The sequence below is a fragment of the Pseudomonas sp. FP198 genome, assembly GCF_030687895.1.
In the GTDB taxonomy this organism is placed as follows: Bacteria; Pseudomonadota; Gammaproteobacteria; order Pseudomonadales; family Pseudomonadaceae; genus Aquipseudomonas.
The window spans coordinates 4,749,122-4,768,288 of record NZ_CP117452.1 but is presented as its reverse complement, the minus strand read 5'-3'; the positions used below and the strand labels follow the sequence as shown (position 1 = coordinate 4,768,288).

The 19,167-nt window shown below is 62.0% G+C and carries 17 protein-coding genes; 11 read left to right on the top strand and 6 right to left on the bottom strand.

Annotation, left to right across the window (positions count from 1 at the left end):
* Positions 1–161 precede the first annotated feature (161 nt).
* From eutB to PSH78_RS21660, 7 genes are all read left to right on the top strand, one after another.
* Positions 162–1,133 (top strand): hydroxyectoine utilization dehydratase EutB, encoded by a 972-nt coding sequence (gene eutB, locus PSH78_RS21690; protein ID WP_305496676.1) that lies wholly within the window; start codon positions 162–164, stop codon positions 1,131–1,133.
* A 21-nt stretch (positions 1,134–1,154) separates the two neighbouring features.
* Positions 1,155–2,147 carry a cyclodeaminase gene (locus tag PSH78_RS21685; protein ID WP_305496675.1) on the top strand — a complete coding sequence of 331 codons (993 nt, stop codon included), beginning with the start codon at positions 1,155–1,157 and terminating at the stop codon, positions 2,145–2,147.
* Positions 2,148–2,188: 41 nt separating this feature from the next.
* Positions 2,189–3,379: an ectoine hydrolase DoeA gene (gene doeA, locus PSH78_RS21680; RefSeq protein ID WP_305496674.1), complete on the top strand. Its 1,191-nt coding sequence runs from the start codon at positions 2,189–2,191 to the stop codon at positions 3,377–3,379.
* Positions 3,380–3,382: 3 nt separating this feature from the next.
* Positions 3,383–4,384, top strand: coding sequence for a N(2)-acetyl-L-2,4-diaminobutanoate deacetylase DoeB (gene doeB / locus PSH78_RS21675; protein WP_305496673.1), 1,002 nt, complete (start codon positions 3,383–3,385; stop codon positions 4,382–4,384).
* A 169-nt stretch (positions 4,385–4,553) separates the two neighbouring features.
* The gene (locus PSH78_RS21670) at positions 4,554–5,033 is read left to right on the top strand and encodes an Lrp/AsnC family transcriptional regulator (RefSeq protein ID WP_305496671.1); all 480 of its coding nucleotides are present in this window, start codon (positions 4,554–4,556) and stop codon (positions 5,031–5,033) included.
* 130 nt (positions 5,034–5,163) lie between these two features.
* Positions 5,164–6,651, top strand: a complete 1,488-nt coding sequence (locus PSH78_RS21665; protein WP_305496669.1) for an NAD-dependent succinate-semialdehyde dehydrogenase — start codon at positions 5,164–5,166, stop codon at positions 6,649–6,651.
* A complete protein-coding gene (locus PSH78_RS21660; protein ID WP_305496668.1) occupies positions 6,648–8,033 on the top strand; it encodes an aspartate aminotransferase family protein in 1,386 nt (461 codons plus the stop codon). The genes PSH78_RS21665 and PSH78_RS21660 overlap by 4 nt, the downstream gene beginning before the upstream one ends.
* Positions 8,034–8,303: 270 nt before the next feature.
* Here the strand turns inward: PSH78_RS21660 and PSH78_RS21655 are convergent, their stop codons facing one another.
* Positions 8,304–8,741, bottom strand: a complete 438-nt coding sequence (locus PSH78_RS21655) for a YhcB family protein (RefSeq protein ID WP_305496666.1) — start codon at positions 8,739–8,741, stop codon at positions 8,304–8,306.
* A gap of 148 nt (positions 8,742–8,889) precedes the next feature.
* Between PSH78_RS21655 and PSH78_RS21650 the strand changes: the two genes are divergently transcribed.
* From PSH78_RS21650 to zapE, 3 genes are all read left to right on the top strand, one after another.
* Positions 8,890–9,519: an alpha/beta hydrolase gene (locus PSH78_RS21650; RefSeq protein WP_305501353.1), complete on the top strand. Its 630-nt coding sequence runs from the start codon at positions 8,890–8,892 to the stop codon at positions 9,517–9,519.
* A 24-nt stretch (positions 9,520–9,543) separates the two neighbouring features.
* The gene (locus PSH78_RS21645; RefSeq protein ID WP_305496665.1) at positions 9,544–10,899 is read left to right on the top strand and encodes a tryptophan--tRNA ligase; all 1,356 of its coding nucleotides are present in this window, start codon (positions 9,544–9,546) and stop codon (positions 10,897–10,899) included.
* 100 nt (positions 10,900–10,999) lie between these two features.
* Positions 11,000–12,094 carry a cell division protein ZapE gene (gene zapE, locus PSH78_RS21640; protein ID WP_305496664.1) on the top strand — a complete coding sequence of 365 codons (1,095 nt, stop codon included), beginning with the start codon at positions 11,000–11,002 and terminating at the stop codon, positions 12,092–12,094.
* Positions 12,095–12,185: 91 nt separating this feature from the next.
* Here the strand turns inward: zapE and PSH78_RS21635 are convergent, their stop codons facing one another.
* The 4 genes from PSH78_RS21635 to PSH78_RS21620 form a co-directional block, all read right to left on the bottom strand.
* Entirely contained in the window at positions 12,186–13,172 is a 987-nt protein-coding gene (locus tag PSH78_RS21635) for an asparaginase (protein WP_305496662.1), read from the bottom strand.
* Between the two features lie 74 nt (positions 13,173–13,246).
* A complete protein-coding gene (locus tag PSH78_RS21630; RefSeq protein ID WP_305496661.1) occupies positions 13,247–14,440 on the bottom strand; it encodes a hypothetical protein in 1,194 nt (397 codons plus the stop codon).
* A 13-nt stretch (positions 14,441–14,453) separates the two neighbouring features.
* Positions 14,454–15,341, bottom strand: a complete 888-nt coding sequence (locus tag PSH78_RS21625; RefSeq protein WP_305496660.1) for a nitrilase family protein — start codon at positions 15,339–15,341, stop codon at positions 14,454–14,456.
* A 251-nt stretch (positions 15,342–15,592) separates the two neighbouring features.
* Positions 15,593–16,489: a GlxA family transcriptional regulator gene (locus PSH78_RS21620; protein WP_305501352.1), complete on the bottom strand. Its 897-nt coding sequence runs from the start codon at positions 16,487–16,489 to the stop codon at positions 15,593–15,595.
* A gap of 244 nt (positions 16,490–16,733) precedes the next feature.
* Here PSH78_RS21620 and PSH78_RS21615 point away from each other — a divergent pair, with 244 nt between their 5' ends.
* Positions 16,734–17,870, top strand: a complete 1,137-nt coding sequence (locus PSH78_RS21615; RefSeq protein WP_305496659.1) for an acyl-CoA dehydrogenase family protein — start codon at positions 16,734–16,736, stop codon at positions 17,868–17,870.
* A 134-nt stretch (positions 17,871–18,004) separates the two neighbouring features.
* Here the strand turns inward: PSH78_RS21615 and PSH78_RS21610 are convergent, their stop codons facing one another.
* The gene (locus tag PSH78_RS21610) at positions 18,005–19,045 is read right to left on the bottom strand and encodes an NADP(H)-dependent aldo-keto reductase (RefSeq protein ID WP_305496658.1); all 1,041 of its coding nucleotides are present in this window, start codon (positions 19,043–19,045) and stop codon (positions 18,005–18,007) included.
* Positions 19,046–19,167: the final 122 nt, after the last annotated feature.

Below are 19,167 nucleotides of genomic sequence, written 5' to 3'. Positions count from 1 at the left end.
CCAGCAGGGATGTCGGAACTGAGGGCCTCATCGCGAGCAAGCTCGCTCCCACAGGGATCTGTGGTGACTTTGGAACTTCATCACTAAATTGCCCTAGTACATTCATCAGCACAATCCAGCCCTCTTAGACTGCGCCCAACACATCGGCTCGGGACGCGGTCATGACAGGGTTGCAGCTTCAGGACATCTACCTCGCTCGCCAGCGCATCGAGTCGCTGGTGCGGCGTACGCCCATGGAGTATTCCCCAAGCCTGTCGCGACTGATGGGCGTGCCCGTGTCCCTCAAGCTGGAGTCCCTGCAAGTCACCGGCAGCTTCAAGCTGCGCGGCGCCAGCAATGCCGTGGCGCAGCTCAGCGTCGAACAGAAGGCCCGCGGCGTGGTCACCGCATCGACCGGCAATCATGGCCGGGCGCTCGCCTATGCCGCCTCGCAACAGGGTGTGAGGGCGATCATCTGCCTGTCGAACCTGGTGCCGGCCAACAAGGTCCAAGCGATCCGCGACCTGGGTGCCGAGGTATGCATCGTCGGCCAGTCCCAGGACGACGCCCAGCGCGAAGCCGAACGCATCGCCCGCGAGCAGGGCGCGACCTTCCTGCCGCCGTTCGATCATCCCGCAATCATCGCCGGCCAAGGCACCCTTGGCCTGGAGATCCTCGAACAGCAGGCGGATGTGGCCCAGGTGCTGGTGCCATTGTCCGGCGGCGGCCTGTTCGCCGGTGTGGGCCTGGCCCTGAAAAGCGCCAATCCAGCCATTCAAGTCCACGGCATCAGCATGGCGCGAGGCGCCGCGATGCACGCCAGCCTCGCCGCCGGCCAGCCGCTGGAAGTCGAAGAACTGCCGACCCTGGCGGACTCTCTTGGCGGCGGCATCGGCCTGGACAACCGCTACACCTTCGCCATGACCCGGCAGTTGGCCGATGACGTGCACTTGCTCTCGGAAGCCTCGATCGCCAATGCCCTGCGCCACGCCTATCACTACGAACGCCTGGTGCTCGAAGGTGCCGCCGTGGTGGGCATCGCGGCGTTGCTCGACGGCCTGGTCGAACCGCGCGGACCGATCGTGGTGGTGGTCAGCGGGCGCAACGTCGACACCGAACAACATGCCCGCGTGATCGCCGGCGCCAACGCCTGATAACCCACAACGGAGCCTGTTATGAGTGAAGTCACCCTATTGAGCGAGGCCGACCTGCGCAGTTGCGTGGCCCTCGACCTGGCCAGCATCGACGCCATCGAGCAGGCCTTCGTGCTGCTGGCCACCGCGGCCGTGGCGATGCCGCCGATCCTGCGGCTGGACATTCCCGAGCACAACGGCGAAGTGGATGTGAAGACCGCTTACCTGCCGGGTCTGGAGCGCTTCGCCATCAAGGTCAGTCCGGGTTTCTTCGACAATCCCAAGCTCGGCCTGCCCAGCCTCAACGGCATGATGATGCTGCTCTCGGCGCGTACCGGTCTGCTGGAGGCGCTGCTGCTCGACAATGGCTACCTCACCGCCGTGCGCACCGCTGCGGCCGGGGCGGTGGCGGCGCGTTGCCTGTCTCGCGAGCAAAGCCGCAGCGTGGCGTTGATCGGGGCCGGCGAGCAGGCGGCGTTGCAGCTCCAGGCGCTGCGCCTGGTGCGGCCGATCGACGAGGTACGGGTCTGGGCGCGGGATGCGCAAAAGGCCAAGGCGTTCAGTGATGGACTGGCGCGTGACAGCGGTCTTGCCGTCACGCCCTGCAGCTCCATCGACGCTGCCCTTGAGGGCATTGACATCGCGATCACCTGCACGCCCAGCCGCGAGCCGCTGATCGAGCCCCGTCACTTGCACCCGGGCCTGCACATCACCGCGATGGGCTCGGACGCGGAGCACAAGAACGAAATTTCCCCACAGGCCCTGGCCGCCATCGACTGCTATGTCGCCGATCGCCTCAGCCAGACCCGCGTGCTCGGCGAACTGCGCCATGCCTTGGCGGCCGGCTTTGTCCGTGACGACATGGCCTTGATGGAACTCGGGCAAGTGCTGGCGGGCCAGCAGCTCGGGCGCTCCGATGCGGCGCAAGTGACGCTTTGCGACCTGACCGGCACCGGCGCCCAGGACACCGCCATCGCCAATCTGGCGTTCGAGCGGGCGCGGGCGGCGGGCAAGGGTTTTGCGTTCGGTCGTTGAATCGATTTGTTTATTCGTGTCATTGAACAGAGGGCAGGTGGATGTCAGAGATAGTCGTCAATCTTCCGTTCCAGCGGGAGGAATACGCCCAGCGCCTGGCAAAGGTTCGCGCGGCGATGCAGGCCCAGGGCCTGGAGCTGCTGCTGGTCACCGATCCGTCGAACATGGCCTGGCTCACCGGCTATGACGGTTGGTCGTTCTATGTGCACCAGTGCGTGCTGCTGGCGCTGGACGGCGAGCCGGTGTGGTTCGGGCGCGGCCAGGATGCCAACGGGGCGAAGCGCACGGTGTTCATGCAGGCCGACAACATCGTCGGTTATCCGGACATTTACGTGCAGTCCCGCGAGCGTCATCCCATGGACTACCTGTCTCGCGAGGTGATCATCGCCCGTGGCTGGGGCGCGCTGAGCATCGGCGTGGAAATGGACAACTACTACTTCAGCGCCGCCGCGTACCTGTCGCTGCAAAAACACCTGCCCGAGGCGAAGCTGGTGGACGCGGTGGGCCTGGTGAACTGGCAGCGCGCGGTCAAGTCGCCGCAGGAAATCGCCTACATGCGCATCGCCGCGCGCATCGTCGAGAACATGCACAGCCGGATCCTCGAACGCATCGAGCCGGGCATGCGCAAGAATGAACTGGTGGCCGAGATCTACAGCAGCGGCATCCTCGGTGCCGACGGCCATGGCGGCGATTACCCGGCCATCGTGCCGCTGCTGCCCACCGGCGCCGACGCCAGCGCACCGCACCTGACCTGGGATGATTCGCCGTTCGAAAAAGGCGCTGGCACTTTCTTTGAAATCGCCGGCTGCTACAAGCGTTACCACTGCCCGCTATCGCGCACCATTTACCTGGGCAAGCCGCCGCAGCATTTCCTCGACGGCGAAAAAGCCGTGGTCGAAGGCATCGCCGCCGGCCTGGACGCGGCCAAGCCGGGCAACACCACGGGCGATATCGCCGTGGCGTTTTTCAAGGTGCTGGAAAAATTCGGCATCCACAAGGACAGCCGCTGTGGCTACCCCATCGGTATCAGTTATCCGCCGGATTGGGGCGAGCGCACCATGAGCCTGCGTCCCGGCGACAACAGCGTGTTGCAGCCGGGCATGACCTTCCACTTCATGCCGGGGCTGTGGATGGACGATTGGGGCCTGGAAATCACCGAGAGCATCCTGATCACCGAGACCGGCGTCGAGACGCTGTGCAAGGTGCCTCGTCAACTGTTCGTGAAGGATTGAGCCATGCGCGAATTGCCCAGCAATCCCATCAGCGCCACGGTCGACTTCAGCCGCGAAGGCGTGCAGCACGGTTTTCTCAAGCTGCCGTATTCGCGGGACGATTCGGCCTGGGGCGCGGTGATGATCCCCATCACCGTGATCCAGCGCGGCAGCGGCCCGACCGCGCTGCTCAGCGGTGGCAACCACGGCGATGAATACGAAGGCCCGGTGGCGCTGAGCAAGCTGGCCCAGCAGCTGACCGCCGAAGAGGTCAGCGGGCGGGTGATCATCGTGCCGTTCATGAACACCCCGGCCTTCCATGCCGGGCGCCGGACTTCGCCGATCGACAAGGGCAACCTCAATCGCAGTTTTCCCGGTAGGCCCGACGGCACGGTCACCGAGAAAATCGCCGACTATTTCAACCGCACTCTGCTGCCCTTGGCCGACATTGTCCTGGACATCCATTCCGGTGGGCGGACCCTGGATTTCCTGCCGTTCGCCGCCTGCCACGTATTGCCGGACAAACAGCAACAGGCGCGCTGCGAGGCCGCGATGCTGGCGTTCAACGCGCCGTATTGCATGCGCATGCTGGAGCTGGATGCCGGGTCGATGTACGACACGGCGGCCGAATCCCAGGGCAAGGTGTTCGTCACCACCGAGCTGGGCGGCGGTGGTTCTTCCACGGCTCGCAGCGTGGCGATTGCCGAGCGTGGGGTGCGCAACCTGCTGATCCACGCGGGCATTTTGCGGGGCTCGATCGAGCTGCAGCCCTCGTTGGTGCTCGACATGCCGGACGCCAGTTGCTTCATCGCCAGCGAGCACAACGGCTTGCTGGAAATGTGCCGCGACCTCGGTGAAAACGTCATCCGGGGCGAGGTGGTGGCGCGCATTCATGACACCACCCGCAGCGGCGTCGCCCCGGTTGAATACCGCGCCGCCCGCAGCGGCCTGCTGGCGGCCCGGCACTTTCCCGGGCTGGTGCAGTGTGGCGATACGCTGGTGGTGATCGCGGATGTGTTGGCTTGATACCCCTCAACTGACACACCCACTTGCTCCCGCTCGGCTGCGAAGCAGTCGTCGCTTTTTGGCCTGGGCTATCGCGGAGCTGAAATGGGGCCGCTGCGCGGCCCAGCGGGAGCAAGCTCCCTCGCCACAGGGGCGGTGTGATGTCTGAATTCTCTGGAGAGCCCGGCCCATGCACAAGCTCGATCGCTACGACCTGAAGATCCTGCAAATCCTCGCCGAGGATGGGCGGATCACCAAGTCGAGCCTCGCCGAGGCGATCAACCTGTCGGTGACTCCGGCCTGGGAACGGGTGCGCAAACTGGAGGCGGCGGGGCTGATCATCGGCTACCGGGCGCAGATCGACTGGGGCGCGGTGTTCAAGCGCCAGCAGGTGCTGGTGGAAATCACCCTGGCCCGGCACACCGCCCAGGACATGCGCCGTTTCGAGCAACGCCTGCTCGCCGCGCCCGAAGTGGTGTTCTGCTACGCCACCGGCGGCGGTGTGGATTACCTGGCGATGATCCAGGCGCCAGACGTCGATTCGTATCAGCGCTTCGTTGATCAACTGTTGCTTGAAGACCTCGGCATCGAACGCTACTTCACCTACATCGTCACCAAGACCATCAAGACCGTTGGCGCCTTGCCGGCGGAGCTCACGCCGTCATCCTGAACACCGCAGAAAACATTTTCCGGCAGGGTATTTCCAGAAAAAAACCAAGGTCCGAGCCCGTGCAAACAGCCGATAACAGAAGCGCGGCAGCCCTAGCATGGATTCACGCAAACGGTCTGGAGTGAACGTCATGCCTTATCAAAACCCGCTGCTGTTCAAAGCGCTTTGCTACATCGATGGCCATTGGGTCCACAGCGACAGCGGCCAGAGCATCGCGGTGCAAAACCCTGCCACCCGTACGGTTATCGGCCATGTGCCGATGCTCGATCAACCTCAGATCGTCGCGGCAGTGGACGCGGCGCATCGCGCGTTTCCCGCATGGCGCGAGCAGAGCCTGGAGACTCGCGGCGCGATATTGCGGCGCTGGGCGGCGTTGATCAGCGAACACAGCGAAGACCTCGCGCGAATCCTCAGCCTGGAGCAGGGCAAGCCGCTGGCCGAGTCCCGTGGCGAAATCGCCTATGCCGCAAGTTTCATCCCATGGTTCGCCGAGGAGGCCCGGCGCCTCTATGGCCAGAACATTCCCAGCCATATCCCGAACGCTCATTTGGGCACGGTCAAGGAACCAGTGGGCGTCTGCGCGCTGCTCACACCCTGGAACTTCCCCTCGGCGATGATTACCCGCAAAGCTGCCGCCGCGCTGGCCGCCGGATGCACCGTGGTGGTCAAGCCGGCCCATGAAACGCCTTACTCGGCGTTGGCCCTGGCGCAACTGGCCGAGGAGGCAGGCTTTCCTGCCGGCGTCTTCAACGTGGTATTGGGCGAGCCGCAGATGACCATGGAGACCCTGGTCAAGGACCGCCGCGTGCGTTCGGTGAGTTTCACCGGCTCGACCCGGGTCGGCAAACTGGTGCTGCAAGCAGCGGCCCATGACGTGAAAAAAGTCGCCCTGGAACTGGGCGGCAATGCGCCGTTCATTGTCTGCGCGGATGCCGATCTGGCCTTGGCAGTCAAAGTCGCTGTCGAGGCGAAATTCCAGACCTCGGGTCAGGATTGCTGCGCGGCCAACCGGATCCTGGTGCAGCGCCCGGTGTATCAGGCGTTTCTCAGTCGTTTCGCCGCCGCGGTGCGTGCCTTGCGGGTCGGGCCGGCAATGGTTGATCAACAGGAACAGGCGGTGGATGTCGGGCCGTTGATGCACCAGGCGGCGCTCGATGCGACCGCCGACCGCGTCGCCGACGCCCTGGCCCTTGGCGCCCAACGCCTGGCCGGTGGCGAGGCTCATGCTCTGGGCGGGTTGTTCTATCAACCGACCGTGCTGGCCGACGTCACGCCGAAGATGCGCATCTACCGTGAAGAGAACTTCGCGCCCATCGCCGGGGTGATGCCGTTCGACACCTTGGACGATGCCATCGAACTGGCCAATGACACCGAATACGGACTGGCCGCCTATATTTGCTCCAATCGCCTGGATGTCATTTACCCACTGATGCGTCGTCTCGACCACGCCATGGTCGCCGTCAACGGCGTCAAGTTCACCGGTCATCCGATTCCCTTCGGCGGCATGAAAGCCTCCGGCCTCGGCCGCGAAGGCGGCACCGAGGGCTTCGAGCCCTTTGTCGAAACCAAATACTTTTGCCTGCACCATCAAGGCCAGTTCCCAGGAGAGTCCGCATGAGCCAAGAACTCAACACGCTGTTCGAACAAGACCGCGCGCATTTCATGCACCCGTCGACCCATGCCCATGACCACGCCAGCGGCGCGCTCAAGGGACGGATCATCAAGAGCGCGTCGGGCATCCGCATTCGCGATCACGAAGGGCGTGAGTTCATCGACGCCTTTGCTGGCCTGTACTGCGTGAACATCGGCTACGGGCGTACCGAGGTGGCTGACGCCATCTACAAGCAGGCCAAGGAACTGGCCTACTACCACACCTACGTCGGCCATTCGAGCGAGGCGATCATCGAGCTGTCCAGCCGCATCATGGACTGGGCGCCGGAAGGGATGAAGAAGGTTTATTACGGGTTGTCCGGCTCCGACGCCAACGAAACCCAGATCAAACTGGTGCGTTACTACAACAACGTGCTGGGCCGGCCCCGGAAGAAGAAAATCATTTCACGGGACCGTGGCTACCACGGCTCGGGCATCATGACCGGCAGCCTGACCGGGCTCCCGGCGTTTCACCAGCACTTCGACCTGCCGGCGGAGGGGGTCAAGCACACCGTCTGCCCACACTGGTATCGCAAGGCCCCGGTGGGCATGGACGAAGCGGCCTTCGTGCGCTATTGCGCCGATGAGCTGGAGAAAATGATTCTCGCCGAGGGCCCGGACACGGTGGCGGCGTTCATCGGCGAACCGGTGATGGGCACCGGTGGCATCATCGTTCCGCCCGCCGGTTATTGGGCTGCGATCCAGGCCGTGCTGAACAAATACGACGTGCTGTTGATCGCCGATGAGGTGGTCTGCGCGTTTGGTCGCCTGGGTTCGAAGATGGGCTGCCAGCGCTATGGCATGCAGCCGGACCTGATCACCACTGCCAAGGGACTGACGAGCGCCTACGCGCCGTTGTCGGCGGTGATCATCGGTGAAAAGGTCTGGAGCGTGATCGAAAAAGCCTCCCAGGTCGAAGGTGCGATGGGCCATGGCTGGACTTACTCCGGACACCCGATCTGCGCGGCGGCGGCCCTGGCCAACCTGGATATCCTCGAAAGGGAAAACCTCATGGCCAACGCCGAAGACGTCGGTGGTTACCTCAACCGTCGTTTGCGCGAAACCCTCGAAGGCCATCCGCTGGTGGGCGAAGTGCGCGGTGACGGCATGCTGGCGGCGGTGGAGTTCATGGCCGATCGTGAACAGCGTACGGCGTTCGACCCGACACTCAAGGTCGGCCCCAAGGTCTCGGCCGCCTGCCTGGAACGCGGCATGATCGCCCGCGCCATGCCCCACGGCGACATCCTGGGCTTCGCTCCGCCGCTGATCCTGACCCGCGAAGACGCCGACCTGATCGTCGACATCACCAAAGGGGCTGTCGACCAGGTGGCGGAAGAGGTGTTGGCTTGAACTACAAAAGATTGTCGGTGGGCGCAGGATTGATATTCACCACGACCAGACTGTGGGAGCGAGCCTGCTCGCGAAAGCGGTCTGCCTGAGCCGGTGATGTTGGATATGCCGGCGCCTTCGCGAGCAGGCTCGCTCCCACACAGGCTTTGGCGGACGCCACATCTGCGCATGCCTCGCTCCCACAGGGGAAACTTCACAGGGAGATTTTTGAGGCAATAAAAAGCCCGCCCGATCATGCGATCGGGCGGGCTTTTTGGTGTTGCTGGAAAATTACTTCTTCAAACCGTAATGCTCATCCAGCATCCCCGGGGAATTCGGGGCCTTGGGGGCGTAGTCCCGTGGCGGTTCCTGGATCCCTTTCGGCGGGGTCAGGCGCTCCCGTGGCGTCTGCGCCGTGTCGGCTTGCAGGGCAGCCAGCAGGCGCTGGCGCGTCTGCTCGTCCAGGGCCAGGCGGTTGGCGCCCTCGGACAGATGATCCTGGACTTCCTGGTAGCTCTGGGTGAGCTTTTTCACCAGGGAAGCGGTGCTGTTGAAGTGGGTCACCACTTCATTCTGGTAACTGTCGAAACGTTCCTGGATGTCGTCGAGCTGACGTTGGGTGCTGTTGGGCACCGCGTTAGGCAGCAGTCGGGCAATCAGGAAACCAATGGCGACACCGGCAACCAGGGCAAGAGTCGGCAACAGCCAAACTAAGAGCGAGTGTTCCACGAGTCCTTCCTCTATAAACGGCTTTGCTTTACGTTAACGGCTCGGACCTGCGCTGTATACCGCGAAGAACATCGCAATCATGCCAGGCACAGACTTTTAGCTAGACGAGTCGACCCTATTCGGGGTCACGGAGTTCTTTCCCTTGCTTATGCGCGAAACCCCTGTAGTCATCGATGGCCCGGTCGGCCAACTGGAAGCCTTGTACCTGGACAGCGAAGCGCCCCGTGGCCTGGCGCTGATCTGCCATCCCAACCCGGTACAGGGCGGGACCATGCTCAACAAAGTGGTCTCGACCCTGCAACGCACCGCCCGCGACGCCGGCCTGGTTACGTTGCGTTTCAATTATCGCGGCGTCGGCGCCAGTGCCGGCAGCCATGACATGGGCACCGGCGAAGTGGACGATGCCCAGGCCGCGGCCGCCTGGTTGCTGGAAAAATACCCGCAGCTGCCCCTGACCCTGTTTGGTTTTTCCTTCGGCGGCTTCGTCGCCGCCACCCTTGGCGGACGCCTGGAAGCCCAAGGCCAGGCGCTCAAGCACCTGTTCATGGTTGCTCCGGCGGTAATGCGCCTGGATGCACAAGCGCCCCTGCCGACCAGCGGCGAATTGACCGTGATCCAGCCGGAAACCGACGAAGTGGTCGATCCCCAACTTGTCTACACATGGTCCGACGCGCTCCAGCGCCCCCATGAGCTGCTGAAAGTGGCAGAATGCGGACACTTTTTTCATGGCAAGCTGACTGATCTCAAGGATCTGCTCCTGCCGCGCCTCTCGAATTGACAGCAGTCTGACAAGCGATAACCCATGACGACTCGTACCCGTATCCTGACCGGCATCACCACCACCGGCACCCCGCACCTGGGCAACTACGCCGGCGCCATCCGTCCGGCGATCCTCGCCAGCCGCGAAAGCAATGCCGATTCGTTCTATTTCCTGGCCGATTACCACGCCCTGATCAAATGTGATGAGCCGCTGCGCATCCAGCGCTCGCGCCTGGAAATCGCCGCGACCTGGCTGGCCGGTGGCCTGGATGTTGACCGCGTGACGTTCTATCGGCAGTCCGATATCCCTGAAATCCCGGAACTGACCTGGCTGCTGACCTGCGTCGCCGCCAAGGGCCTGCTCAACCGTGCCCACGCCTACAAGGCGTCGGTGGACAAGAACGTCGAGACCGGCGAAGACCCGGACGCCGGCGTCACCATGGGCCTCTACAGTTACCCGATCCTCATGGCGGCCGACATCCTGATGTTCAACGCCCACAAGGTGCCGGTCGGTCGCGACCAGATCCAGCACGTGGAAATGGCGCGGGACATCGGTCAGCGCTTCAACCACCTGTTCGGCAAGGGCAGGGAGTTCTTCACCATGCCCGAGGCGCTGATCGAGGAAAGCGTCGCCACGTTGCCGGGCCTCGATGGCCGCAAGATGTCCAAGAGCTACGACAACACCATTCCGTTGTTCAGCAGCGCCAAGGACATGAAGGACGCGATCTCGCGGATCGTCACCGACTCGCGCGCGCCGGGCGAAGCCAAGGACCCGGACAACTCACACCTGTTCACGCTGTTCCAGGCCTTCGCCAGTGCCGAGCAGTGCGCCGCGTTCCGTAGCGAACTGCTGCAAGGCCTGGGTTGGGGCGAGGCGAAAAATCGTCTGTTCCAACTGCTCGACGACCAGTTGGGTGAAGCGCGCGAGCGGTACCACCAGTTGATCGAACGCCCGGCGGACCTTGAAGACATCCTGCAACTGGGCGCGAAAAAAGCCCGGGCCGTAGCAACGCCGTTCCTCGATGAACTGCGCGAGGCAGTTGGCCTGCGGTCTTTCGTCAGCCAGGTGCAAGTGGCAACGCAGACCAAAAAGAAAGCGGCCAAGGCTGCGCGCTTCGTCAGCTTCCGCGACGATGACGGCAGTTTCCGCTTCCGCCTGCTTTCTGCCGATGGCGAGCAGTTGTTGCTTTCGAACAACTTCGCCGACGGCAAGACCGCTGGCCAGGTGACCAAGCAATTGCAATCTGGCCAGCCCTTGGACGTGCGCAGCGATGAACTGAGTTTCAGCGTCTGGCTCGACGGCGAATGCGTGGCCCACAGCCCGGCCTTTGCCGACAGTACCGCCCGAGACGCGGCCATCGATGCGTTGCGCGTGGCACTGACGCCTGCCCAGGATTGATTGAAGGCGTTCCCGACCATCGGCCCGAATAAGGGCCGATTGCCATTCCTCTGGGCCATCGCTACAGTGACGGCCCGTTTTTGTTGCCTTGCTAACGAATATGACGCCCCTAGAACGATATCAAGCTGATCTGAAACGCCCGGAATTCTTCCACGACGCAGCCCAGGAAACGGCCGTGCGGCATTTGCAGCGCCTGTACGACGACCTGGTCGCCGCGTCGAACAACAAGCCAGGCTTGTTGGGCAAGCTGTTCGGCAAAAAAGACCAGACACCGGTCAAGGGCCTGTACTTCTGGGGTGGCGTCGGCCGTGGCAAGACTTACCTGGTGGACACCTTCTTCGAAGCGCTGCCTTTCAAGGAAAAGACCCGGACGCACTTTCACCGCTTCATGAAGCGCGTGCACGAAGAAATGAAGACCCTGGGCGGCGAGAAGAACCCGCTGACCCTCATCGCCAAGCGCTTCGCCGCCGAGACTCGGGTGATCTGCTTCGATGAGTTTTTCGTTTCCGACATCACCGACGCCATGATCCTTGGCACGCTGATGGAAGAGCTGTTCAAGAACGGCGTGACCCTGGTCGCCACCTCGAACATCGTCCCCGACGGCCTGTACAAGGACGGTCTGCAGCGGGCGCGCTTCCTGCCGGCGATCAAGCTGATCAAGGAACACACCGAAATCGTCAATGTCGACAGCGGCGTGGACTATCGCCTGCGTCACCTCGAGCAAGCGGAGCTGTTCCATTTCCCGCTGGACGCCGCCGCTGAAGAAAGCCTGCGCAAGAGCTTCCGCGCCTTGACGCCGGAATGCACCCAGGCAGTGGAAAACGATGTGCTGATCATCGAAAACCGCGAAATCCGTGCGATCCGCACCTGCGACGACGTGGCCTGGTTCGACTTCCGTGAGTTGTGCGACGGCCCCCGCAGCCAGAACGACTACATCGAGTTGGGCAAGATCTTCCACGCCGTGCTGCTCAGCGGCGTCGAGCAGATGAGCGTCACCACCGATGACATCGCCCGCCGTTTCATCAACATGGTCGACGAATTCTACGACCGCAACGTGAAGCTGATCATCTCGGCTGAAGTCGAGCTCAAGGACCTCTACACCGGCGGTCGCCTGAACTTCGAATTCCAGCGGACCCTCAGCCGCCTGCTGGAGATGCAATCCCACGAATTCCTGTCGCGGGCGCATAAACCGTAGGTAATACAACCGCAGCACAAAACCCGTGGCGAGGGAGCTTGCTCCCGCTGGGCTGCGCAGCAGCCCCCCGCCGATCCGGTCCAGGCAACCCTCAATACTGCAGAAGCCTCAGATAGCGAGCCAAGTCATCTTGTCGCTGGCAACCGATCAGCAGCCACAAGAGGATCCTCGATTTGCGTGGGCAGACAAAACCGGCCATCGAAGCGCCTCTTTTAACCAGATCCATCTCGCCGCCCTTGAAGCCGTAAGTCGAGCGAGCCGTTGAGCCGGAGTCGCAGCGGGTCGCAACAATCACCGGGATTTTTCTGGCAATGGCGTCAATTTTTTCAGCCCAGGTTTCAGAAACGTGTCCAGCACCGAAACCGGCGATCACCAGCCCGTCGTAACCCAGCGCGAGAACGTTCTCCAGCAGCAGGCTGTCGGCAGACAGCGACGCTTGTAACAGCGCAACCTTGTGCGTCGAGCGCTGTGGCAACGGCAAGATGTGACGTTCGCGTGGAGGGTGGAAATAGTGAACCTCACCCTCCAGTAACAAGCCTGCCGGGCCTACGGCGGGCGAAGAAAAAGCCTGCAGTGCCATCGAATCGGTTTTGCGAACCGCCTGCGCCGAATGAACCTGCCCGTTCATGACCACCTGAACGCCACGTCGCCAGCTGTTCTCGGCCAAGCCGACCTGGCAGGCATCCAGCAGATTGCCCGGTCCGTCGGCGCCTGTCTGGGCTGCGGAACGCATCGCTCCAGTAAGCACCAGGGGTTCGTCGTGGTCCCACAGGAGATCGAAAAATGCGGCGGATTCCTCCAGCGTGTCGGTGCCCTGAGTGAGGACAACCGCCACCGCACCTTGCTCGATCTGAGCGTTCGCCCAGCGCAGCGCGCTCAATAAATGCTCGAAGCTCAATGAGGCGCTGGGCAACAGCCGAAGTGTTTCGACGGTGACGCGGGCCAGGGTTCTCAACTCCGGTACCGAAGCCAGCAGGGTTGCGCCGCTGACGGCCGGGACCACTCCTTCTCCGAAGACCCGGGCCTGCATGCTCACGGTGCCGCCGAGTGAAGCGATGCTCAGGTTGGGCAAGTCCATGTGATACCTCGCTTGTTTGCAATAAATGGCTGCAACCGCCTACCGGTCGAGATGCAGCCGTGGAAGTGGACGGCTCAGTTGGCTATCAGGTGACCGATGACCGGAATGATGAGCAAGGTACTGATGGCCATGGACAGGACATTCGCAATGAAACCGTGCATGTCAGTGGGCAGTCTCTTGGCGATCGCACACGCCAGCGGTGGCGCCACAAGTGCGCCCAGCAAGGCGCTGGAGACAATCACCGGCCAACTGCCGCCGTAGGTCAGAACCGCGGCAGGCACGACCGATACCAGCGGGATATAGGTGGGATACCATCCCCGTAACCGCCACTGTCGACGCCAGATCATCACGCCCAAGGCCGAGGTCAACGCTTGTGCAGCGATCAGTTGCGGCAGCAAGCCCGAGCCGTAGACCGGGCTCATCGGGTTCAAGGCATAAGCCAGCAAGGCGCCCGATATCAGTCCAAGGCTCGCCCATTCATTGCCGAAGAATGGCGCTTCGGAAAAATCCGCCAGGACTCGGCGCAAGCTCCAGACGACACCGTAGTCGGGTGCACGGCTGGGCGTGGGCCTTGATGGCGTATCGGACGGTTCCATGGTCGCCTGCGAACTCACCAGGCTTGGCACATAACGGCAGAGCAGAAATGCCATGACGCTGGCGACAGCCATCCCCGAGACGTTGCCGATCACTGCCGGCAAACCCAGAGGATTGCAGACGTAGTTGACCAGCAACAAGCACGCCGGCGTAACCAGCAGTGCACCCATGACTGCGCCGTTGATCGCCACTTTCCAGCCACCGCCAAACATCAGCACCATCGCCGCCGGCAATGAAACAAATGCGGCAAAGGTCGGTTGCCAGGCGGTGGCCGTCACGGTCCAGCCCCATAACAGGTTGCTGAGCAAGAGCCCAAGCAGCGAGCTGGCGACGACCCACGGCCACAGGCCGCTGCCGTAGCAGATTGGAAATCCTTGCCAGGCCTTTCCCGTTTCATTGGCCCGGTATGCCAGGTAGGCACCCGCCAGCAGTCCGATGGACGCAAATTCATGCTTATAAAAGGCGACTTCGCTGATGTCTCCCACCACCCAGCGTAGCCATGAGGTTGGCTGTGGCAAATTCGACACCATGTGGCCGTAGTCGGGCCAGGAGGCGAGGCTCATGAAAGAAAGCCAGATCAGCGACAGCGCGCCGAGCATCAACAGGATCACTGCAAGATCCAGCGATGACCGAGCGGTATACCGGCGTTGGCGTTTTTCGTTTATGGATTCCATAGGATAAGCCCCCTCAGCGCGGCAGGAGAGGGTGCTGGGTATAACCAAGCATCGGATCGTAGAGATCCGAACGCCGATCACGGTGCAGGTCGTTCAGGTTGTTCCAGATGGCGGCGCTACGGGAACTGGTCAGGTCGATGTCGGCGAACAGCACTTCCTGCTGGTCGGCGGAGGCCACCGCGCCAATCGGCCAACCGTTGGTGCCGGCGATCAGAGAACAGCCCAGATAGCGGGCACCGCGTTCTTCGCCGATGCGGCTTGCCGCTGCAATGAACACGTTATTGACGTGTGCCGCCGTCATGGTCAGGTATGACGCCATGCACTTGCCTGCGTCATCAAACAGCGGCGGGGGCGTCCAGACCCAGTTGTTCAGGCTGCAGATGATGTCCGCGCCTTGCTGGGTCAGGATTCGCGGCACTTCCGGAAACCAGATGTCCCAGCAGATCAGCATTCCGATGCGGCCTATCGGGGTTTCGAACACTGGAAAACCCAGGTCTCCTGGTGTGAACCAGAGTTTCTCCAGGTTCCACAAATGGGCTTTTCGGTACTTGCCAATAAAACCGTCTGGCCCCAACAGAACACCGGTGTTGAAAAGCCGCATGCCCTCGCGCTCCGTCAAGCCGGCCACCAGGTAAATCTTGTGCTGGCGCGCGAAGTCCTTCCAGGCTTGCACGCTTGGCCCGTTGGGGACCAATTCGGAGTGTTCGAACGCATCCTGTCGGTTGCTGAAGAAATAGCCGGTATTTGACAGCTCGGGCAGAACGATGAGATTCGCTCCGCCGTTTACCGCCTCCAACGCCAGCGCAAGGCTGTGATGCAGGTTCTGCTCATGATTCCTTACGCCGACCTGAGGGTCGAATTGCACAACCGCTACGCGGACAGGACTGGTTGGCTCGCTCATTCAAGAAACCTCTTTTTATTTTTATTCACGCTGTTTAATGGCGTGTTTATAAGAGGCGAAACGGGCGTGGAGCGTAAGTCAGCCGTTTCCGTGTGGTTTGTAGGGCATCTCCCAAGATGAATGAGCGGAAATCAACGGTAGAAGCGAGCCTGCTCGCGAAGAGGCGAGCATGTTCAGCAACCATGCAAGCTGACACATCGTCTTCGCGAGCAGGCTCGCTCCCACAATGGAATTAGCGTTCAGCGTCGGGCTCACGCCGCCTGCTGGAATTGCTGCCGGTACTGGTTCGGAGACAGGTCGGTGTGTTGCCGGAACAGTCGTGCGAAAAAGCTCGCGTCGTCGTAGCCGACTTCGTAACTGATCGTCTTGATGCTCTTGCGGCTGCCGGACAGCAGGCCCTTGGCGGTTTCTATCCGCAGGCGTTGCAGGTAGTGCAAGGGCTTGTCGCCGGTGGCGGTCTGGAAGCGGCGCATGAAATTGCGGATGCTCATGCCGTGCTCGCGGGCGACGTCCTCGAAGCGGAACTTGTCGGCGAAATGCTCCTCCAGCCATTGCTGGATCTGCAGGATGATCACGTCCTGATGCAGTTTCTGCCCGCCAAAGCCGATGCGTCCCGGCGAATAGTTGCGTTGCACTTCATACAGGATGTCCCGCGCCACGGCCTGGGCGACGTTGGCGCCGCAGAAGCGTTCGATCAAGTAGATGTAAAGGTCGCAGGCCGAGGTGGTGCCGCCGGCGCAGAACAGGTTGTCAGCGTCGGTCAGGTGCTTGTCCTGGTTCAGGTGCACCTGAGGGAAACGCTCCTTGAAGGCATTGAAGAAGCGCCAGTAGGTGGTGGCTTCCTTGCCATCGAGCAGCCCGGCCTCGGCCAGCCAGAATACTCCGGTGGCTTCGCCGCAGAGCACCGCGCCGCGAGCGTGTTGTTCGCGCAGCCAGGGCAGGACCTGGGGATAACGTTGGCAGAGCGTGGCGAAGTCATCCCAGAACGCCGGCAGGATGATCACATCGGTATTTTCGAGGCCACCGTCCACCGGCATGAGCACATCGCTGAAGCTGTTGACTGGCTTGCCGTCAGGGCTGACCAGCCGGGTTTCGAACGCTGGGGTCAGGCCGTGGCCAAGCTGTTTGCCGTAGCGCAGGCTGGCCAGGTGGAAAAAATCCTTGGCTTGCATGAGGGTGGAAGCGAAAACCCGGTCGACTGCCAGGATGCTGACGCGCCGCAAGGGCGTGGAGGCGTGCATGGACATAACTCATCTTTATTTTTATAGGGGAAAGTGGTCACCAGACGGCTGGATCGTCTTATTTTTTGTCGGATGTGTCCAGTGTCCTGTCGTACGCCGCAGGCTTAGGCTCTGTCGGATAACCACGTCCAACAATAACCAAAGGTGCGCCATGATCCCCAGAGCCCTGTTCAGCCCCGAGCACGAGTTGTTTCGCGACACCGTACGATCCTTCCTTGAGAAAGAAGCCGTGCCGTACCACAGCCAGTGGGAAAAACAGGGGCACATCGATCGCCAGCTCTGGAACAAAGCCGGGGAGGCGGGGATGCTGTGCTCGCACCTGCCGGAGGCCTACGGCGGACTGGAGGCGGATTTTCTCTACAGCACGGTGGTGATCGAGGAAATCGGCCGCCTGGGGCTGACCGGGATCGGTTTCTCGTTGCACTCCGATATCGTCGCGCCGTACATCCTCCATTACGGCAGCGAAGCGTTGAAGCACAAATACCTGCCGAAACTGGTGTCCGGCGAAATGGTCACGGCCATCGCCATGACCGAGCCGGGTGCCGGTTCCGACCTGCAAGGCGTGAAGACCACCGCAGTGCTCGACGGCGATGAATACGTGATCAACGGTTCCAAGACCTTCATTACCAATGGCTTCCTGGCCGACCTGGTCATTGTCGTCGCCAAGACCGACCCGAAGGCGGGGGCCAAAGGCACCAGTCTGTTCCTGGTGGAGGCGGGCACGCCGGGCTTTGAAAAGGGCAAGCGCCTGGAGAAAGTCGGAATGAAGGCCCAGGACACGTCGGAGCTGTTCTTCCAGGATGTCCGCGTGCCGAAGGAAAATCTGCTGGGCCAGGCCGGAATGGGCTTCGCCTACCTGATGCAGGAACTGCCTCAGGAGCGCCTGACCGTCGCCATCGGTGGCCTGGCCTCGGCCGAAGCGGCGCTGCAATGGACGCTGGATTACACCCGTGACCGCAAGGCGTTCGGCAAATCCATCGCGGATTTCCAGAACACCCGCTTCAAACTGGCGGAAATGGCCACCGAGATCCAGATCGGCCGGGTCTTCGTCGACCGCTGCCTGGAGCTTCATCTGCAGGGCAAGCTCGATGTACCGACGGCGGCGATGGCCAAGTACTGGGGCACCGACCTGCAATGCAAGGTGCTCGATGAATGCGTGCAGCTGCATGGCGGCTACGGTTTCATGTGGGAATATCCGATCGCCCGGGCGTGGGCTGATGCGCGGGTGCAGCGAATCTATGCGGGGACCAACGAAATCATGAAGGAGATTATTGCGCGGTCGCTTTGATTATTGCGCTGGATGTCAGATCGCTTTCGCGAGCAGGCTCGCTCCCACATGGGTTTTGTGTCGATCGCAACGTGGCGGTCAGACAAAAAGCCAGTGTGGGAGCGAGCCTGCTCGCGAAGGGGCCTATGAATCAATCAAGGCGCCGGATTCGGCTGGTCCTTGTGAATCGCCTCGATTCCCGCCAGCACCTCATCCGACAGCTTCAGGTCGAAGCTGGCGATGTTGCTGTCCAGTTGCTCCAGCGTGGTGGCGCCGATGATGTTGCTGGTCACGAACGGCTGCTGGGTGACAAATGCCAGGGCCATCTGCGCCGGGTCCAGGCCGTGTTCGCGGGCCAGTGCCACATAGCGGCTGCAGGCGGCTTCCGATTGCGGGTTGAAGTAACGCATGAAGCGGCTGTACAGCGTCAGGCGGCCCTTGGCGGGCCGTGCGCCGTTTTCGTATTTGCCCGACAGGAAACCGAACGCCAGGGGCGAATAGGCCAGCAGGCCGCATTGCTCGCGAATGGCGATTTCCGCCAAGCCGATTTCGAAGCTGCGGTTGAGCAGGTTGTACGGGTTCTGGATCGACACCGCGCGAGGCCAACCGCGGGCTTCGGCCAGGGCGAGGAATTTCATGGTGCCCCACGGCGTCTCGTTGGACAGGCCTATATGGCGGATCTTGCCGGCACGGACCTGTTCGTCCAGGGCTTCGAGGGTTTCCTCCAGAGGTGTGAAATCCTCGTCGGCCTTGTGCGTGTAGCCCAATTGGCCAAAGAAATTGGTGCTGCGCTCCGGCCAGTGCAGTTGGTACAGGTCGATCCAGTCGGTCTGCAGGCGCTTGAGGCTGGCGTCCAGCGCTTCGACGATGTGGCGGCGGTTGTGCTTGAGATTCTTGTCGCGGATATAGTCGATGGTATTGCCCGGGCCGGCGATCTTGCTGGCCAGGATCCAGTCGGCGCGGTCGCCACGGCTCTTGAAATAACTGCCGATATAACGCTCGGTGGTGGCGTAGGTCTCGGCCTTCGGCGGCACGGGGTACATCTCGGCGGTGTCGAGGAAATTGATCCCGGCACCCTTGGCGCGTTCAATCTGGGCGAACGCCTCTGCCTCGCTGTTCTGCTCGCCCCAGGTCATGGTTCCGAGGCACAAGGCGCTGACATTCAGATCGGTACGGCCTAGCTTGCGATAGTCCATCGGGGACTCCTTGGGCAAAACAATCATAAAAGCAGGTTGAAATATTTTTCGCAATCTGCATAATTGCGCACCTCTTTCTGCAGTGGAAGTGATGCGCCGCCGCCGAAGAATCTTGCCGTTGA

Excerpts from the sequence above, each read along its gene's own strand:
- PSH78_RS21645 (WP_305496665.1), top strand. The coding sequence starts at position 9,544 with ATGACGACTCGTACCCGTATCCTGACCGGCATCACCACCACCGGCACC.
- PSH78_RS21635 (WP_305496662.1), bottom strand. The coding sequence starts at position 13,172 with ATGGACTTGCCCAACCTGAGCATCGCTTCACTCGGCGGCACCGTGAGC.
- PSH78_RS21665 (WP_305496669.1), top strand. The coding sequence starts at position 5,164 with ATGCCTTATCAAAACCCGCTGCTGTTCAAAGCGCTTTGCTACATCGAT.
- PSH78_RS21650 (WP_305501353.1), top strand. The coding sequence starts at position 8,890 with ATGCGCGAAACCCCTGTAGTCATCGATGGCCCGGTCGGCCAACTGGAA.
- PSH78_RS21615 (WP_305496659.1), top strand. The coding sequence starts at position 16,734 with ATGATCCCCAGAGCCCTGTTCAGCCCCGAGCACGAGTTGTTTCGCGAC.
- PSH78_RS21625 (WP_305496660.1), bottom strand. The coding sequence starts at position 15,341 with ATGAGCGAGCCAACCAGTCCTGTCCGCGTAGCGGTTGTGCAATTCGAC.
- doeA (WP_305496674.1), top strand. The coding sequence starts at position 2,189 with ATGTCAGAGATAGTCGTCAATCTTCCGTTCCAGCGGGAGGAATACGCC.
- PSH78_RS21670 (WP_305496671.1), top strand. The coding sequence starts at position 4,554 with ATGCACAAGCTCGATCGCTACGACCTGAAGATCCTGCAAATCCTCGCC.
- PSH78_RS21610 (WP_305496658.1), bottom strand. The coding sequence starts at position 19,045 with ATGGACTATCGCAAGCTAGGCCGTACCGATCTGAATGTCAGCGCCTTG.
- PSH78_RS21630 (WP_305496661.1), bottom strand. The coding sequence starts at position 14,440 with ATGGAATCCATAAACGAAAAACGCCAACGCCGGTATACCGCTCGGTCA.
- doeB (WP_305496673.1), top strand. The coding sequence starts at position 3,383 with ATGCGCGAATTGCCCAGCAATCCCATCAGCGCCACGGTCGACTTCAGC.
- PSH78_RS21685 (WP_305496675.1), top strand. The coding sequence starts at position 1,155 with ATGAGTGAAGTCACCCTATTGAGCGAGGCCGACCTGCGCAGTTGCGTG.
- eutB (WP_305496676.1), top strand. The coding sequence starts at position 162 with ATGACAGGGTTGCAGCTTCAGGACATCTACCTCGCTCGCCAGCGCATC.
- PSH78_RS21660 (WP_305496668.1), top strand. The coding sequence starts at position 6,648 with ATGAGCCAAGAACTCAACACGCTGTTCGAACAAGACCGCGCGCATTTC.
- zapE (WP_305496664.1), top strand. The coding sequence starts at position 11,000 with ATGACGCCCCTAGAACGATATCAAGCTGATCTGAAACGCCCGGAATTC.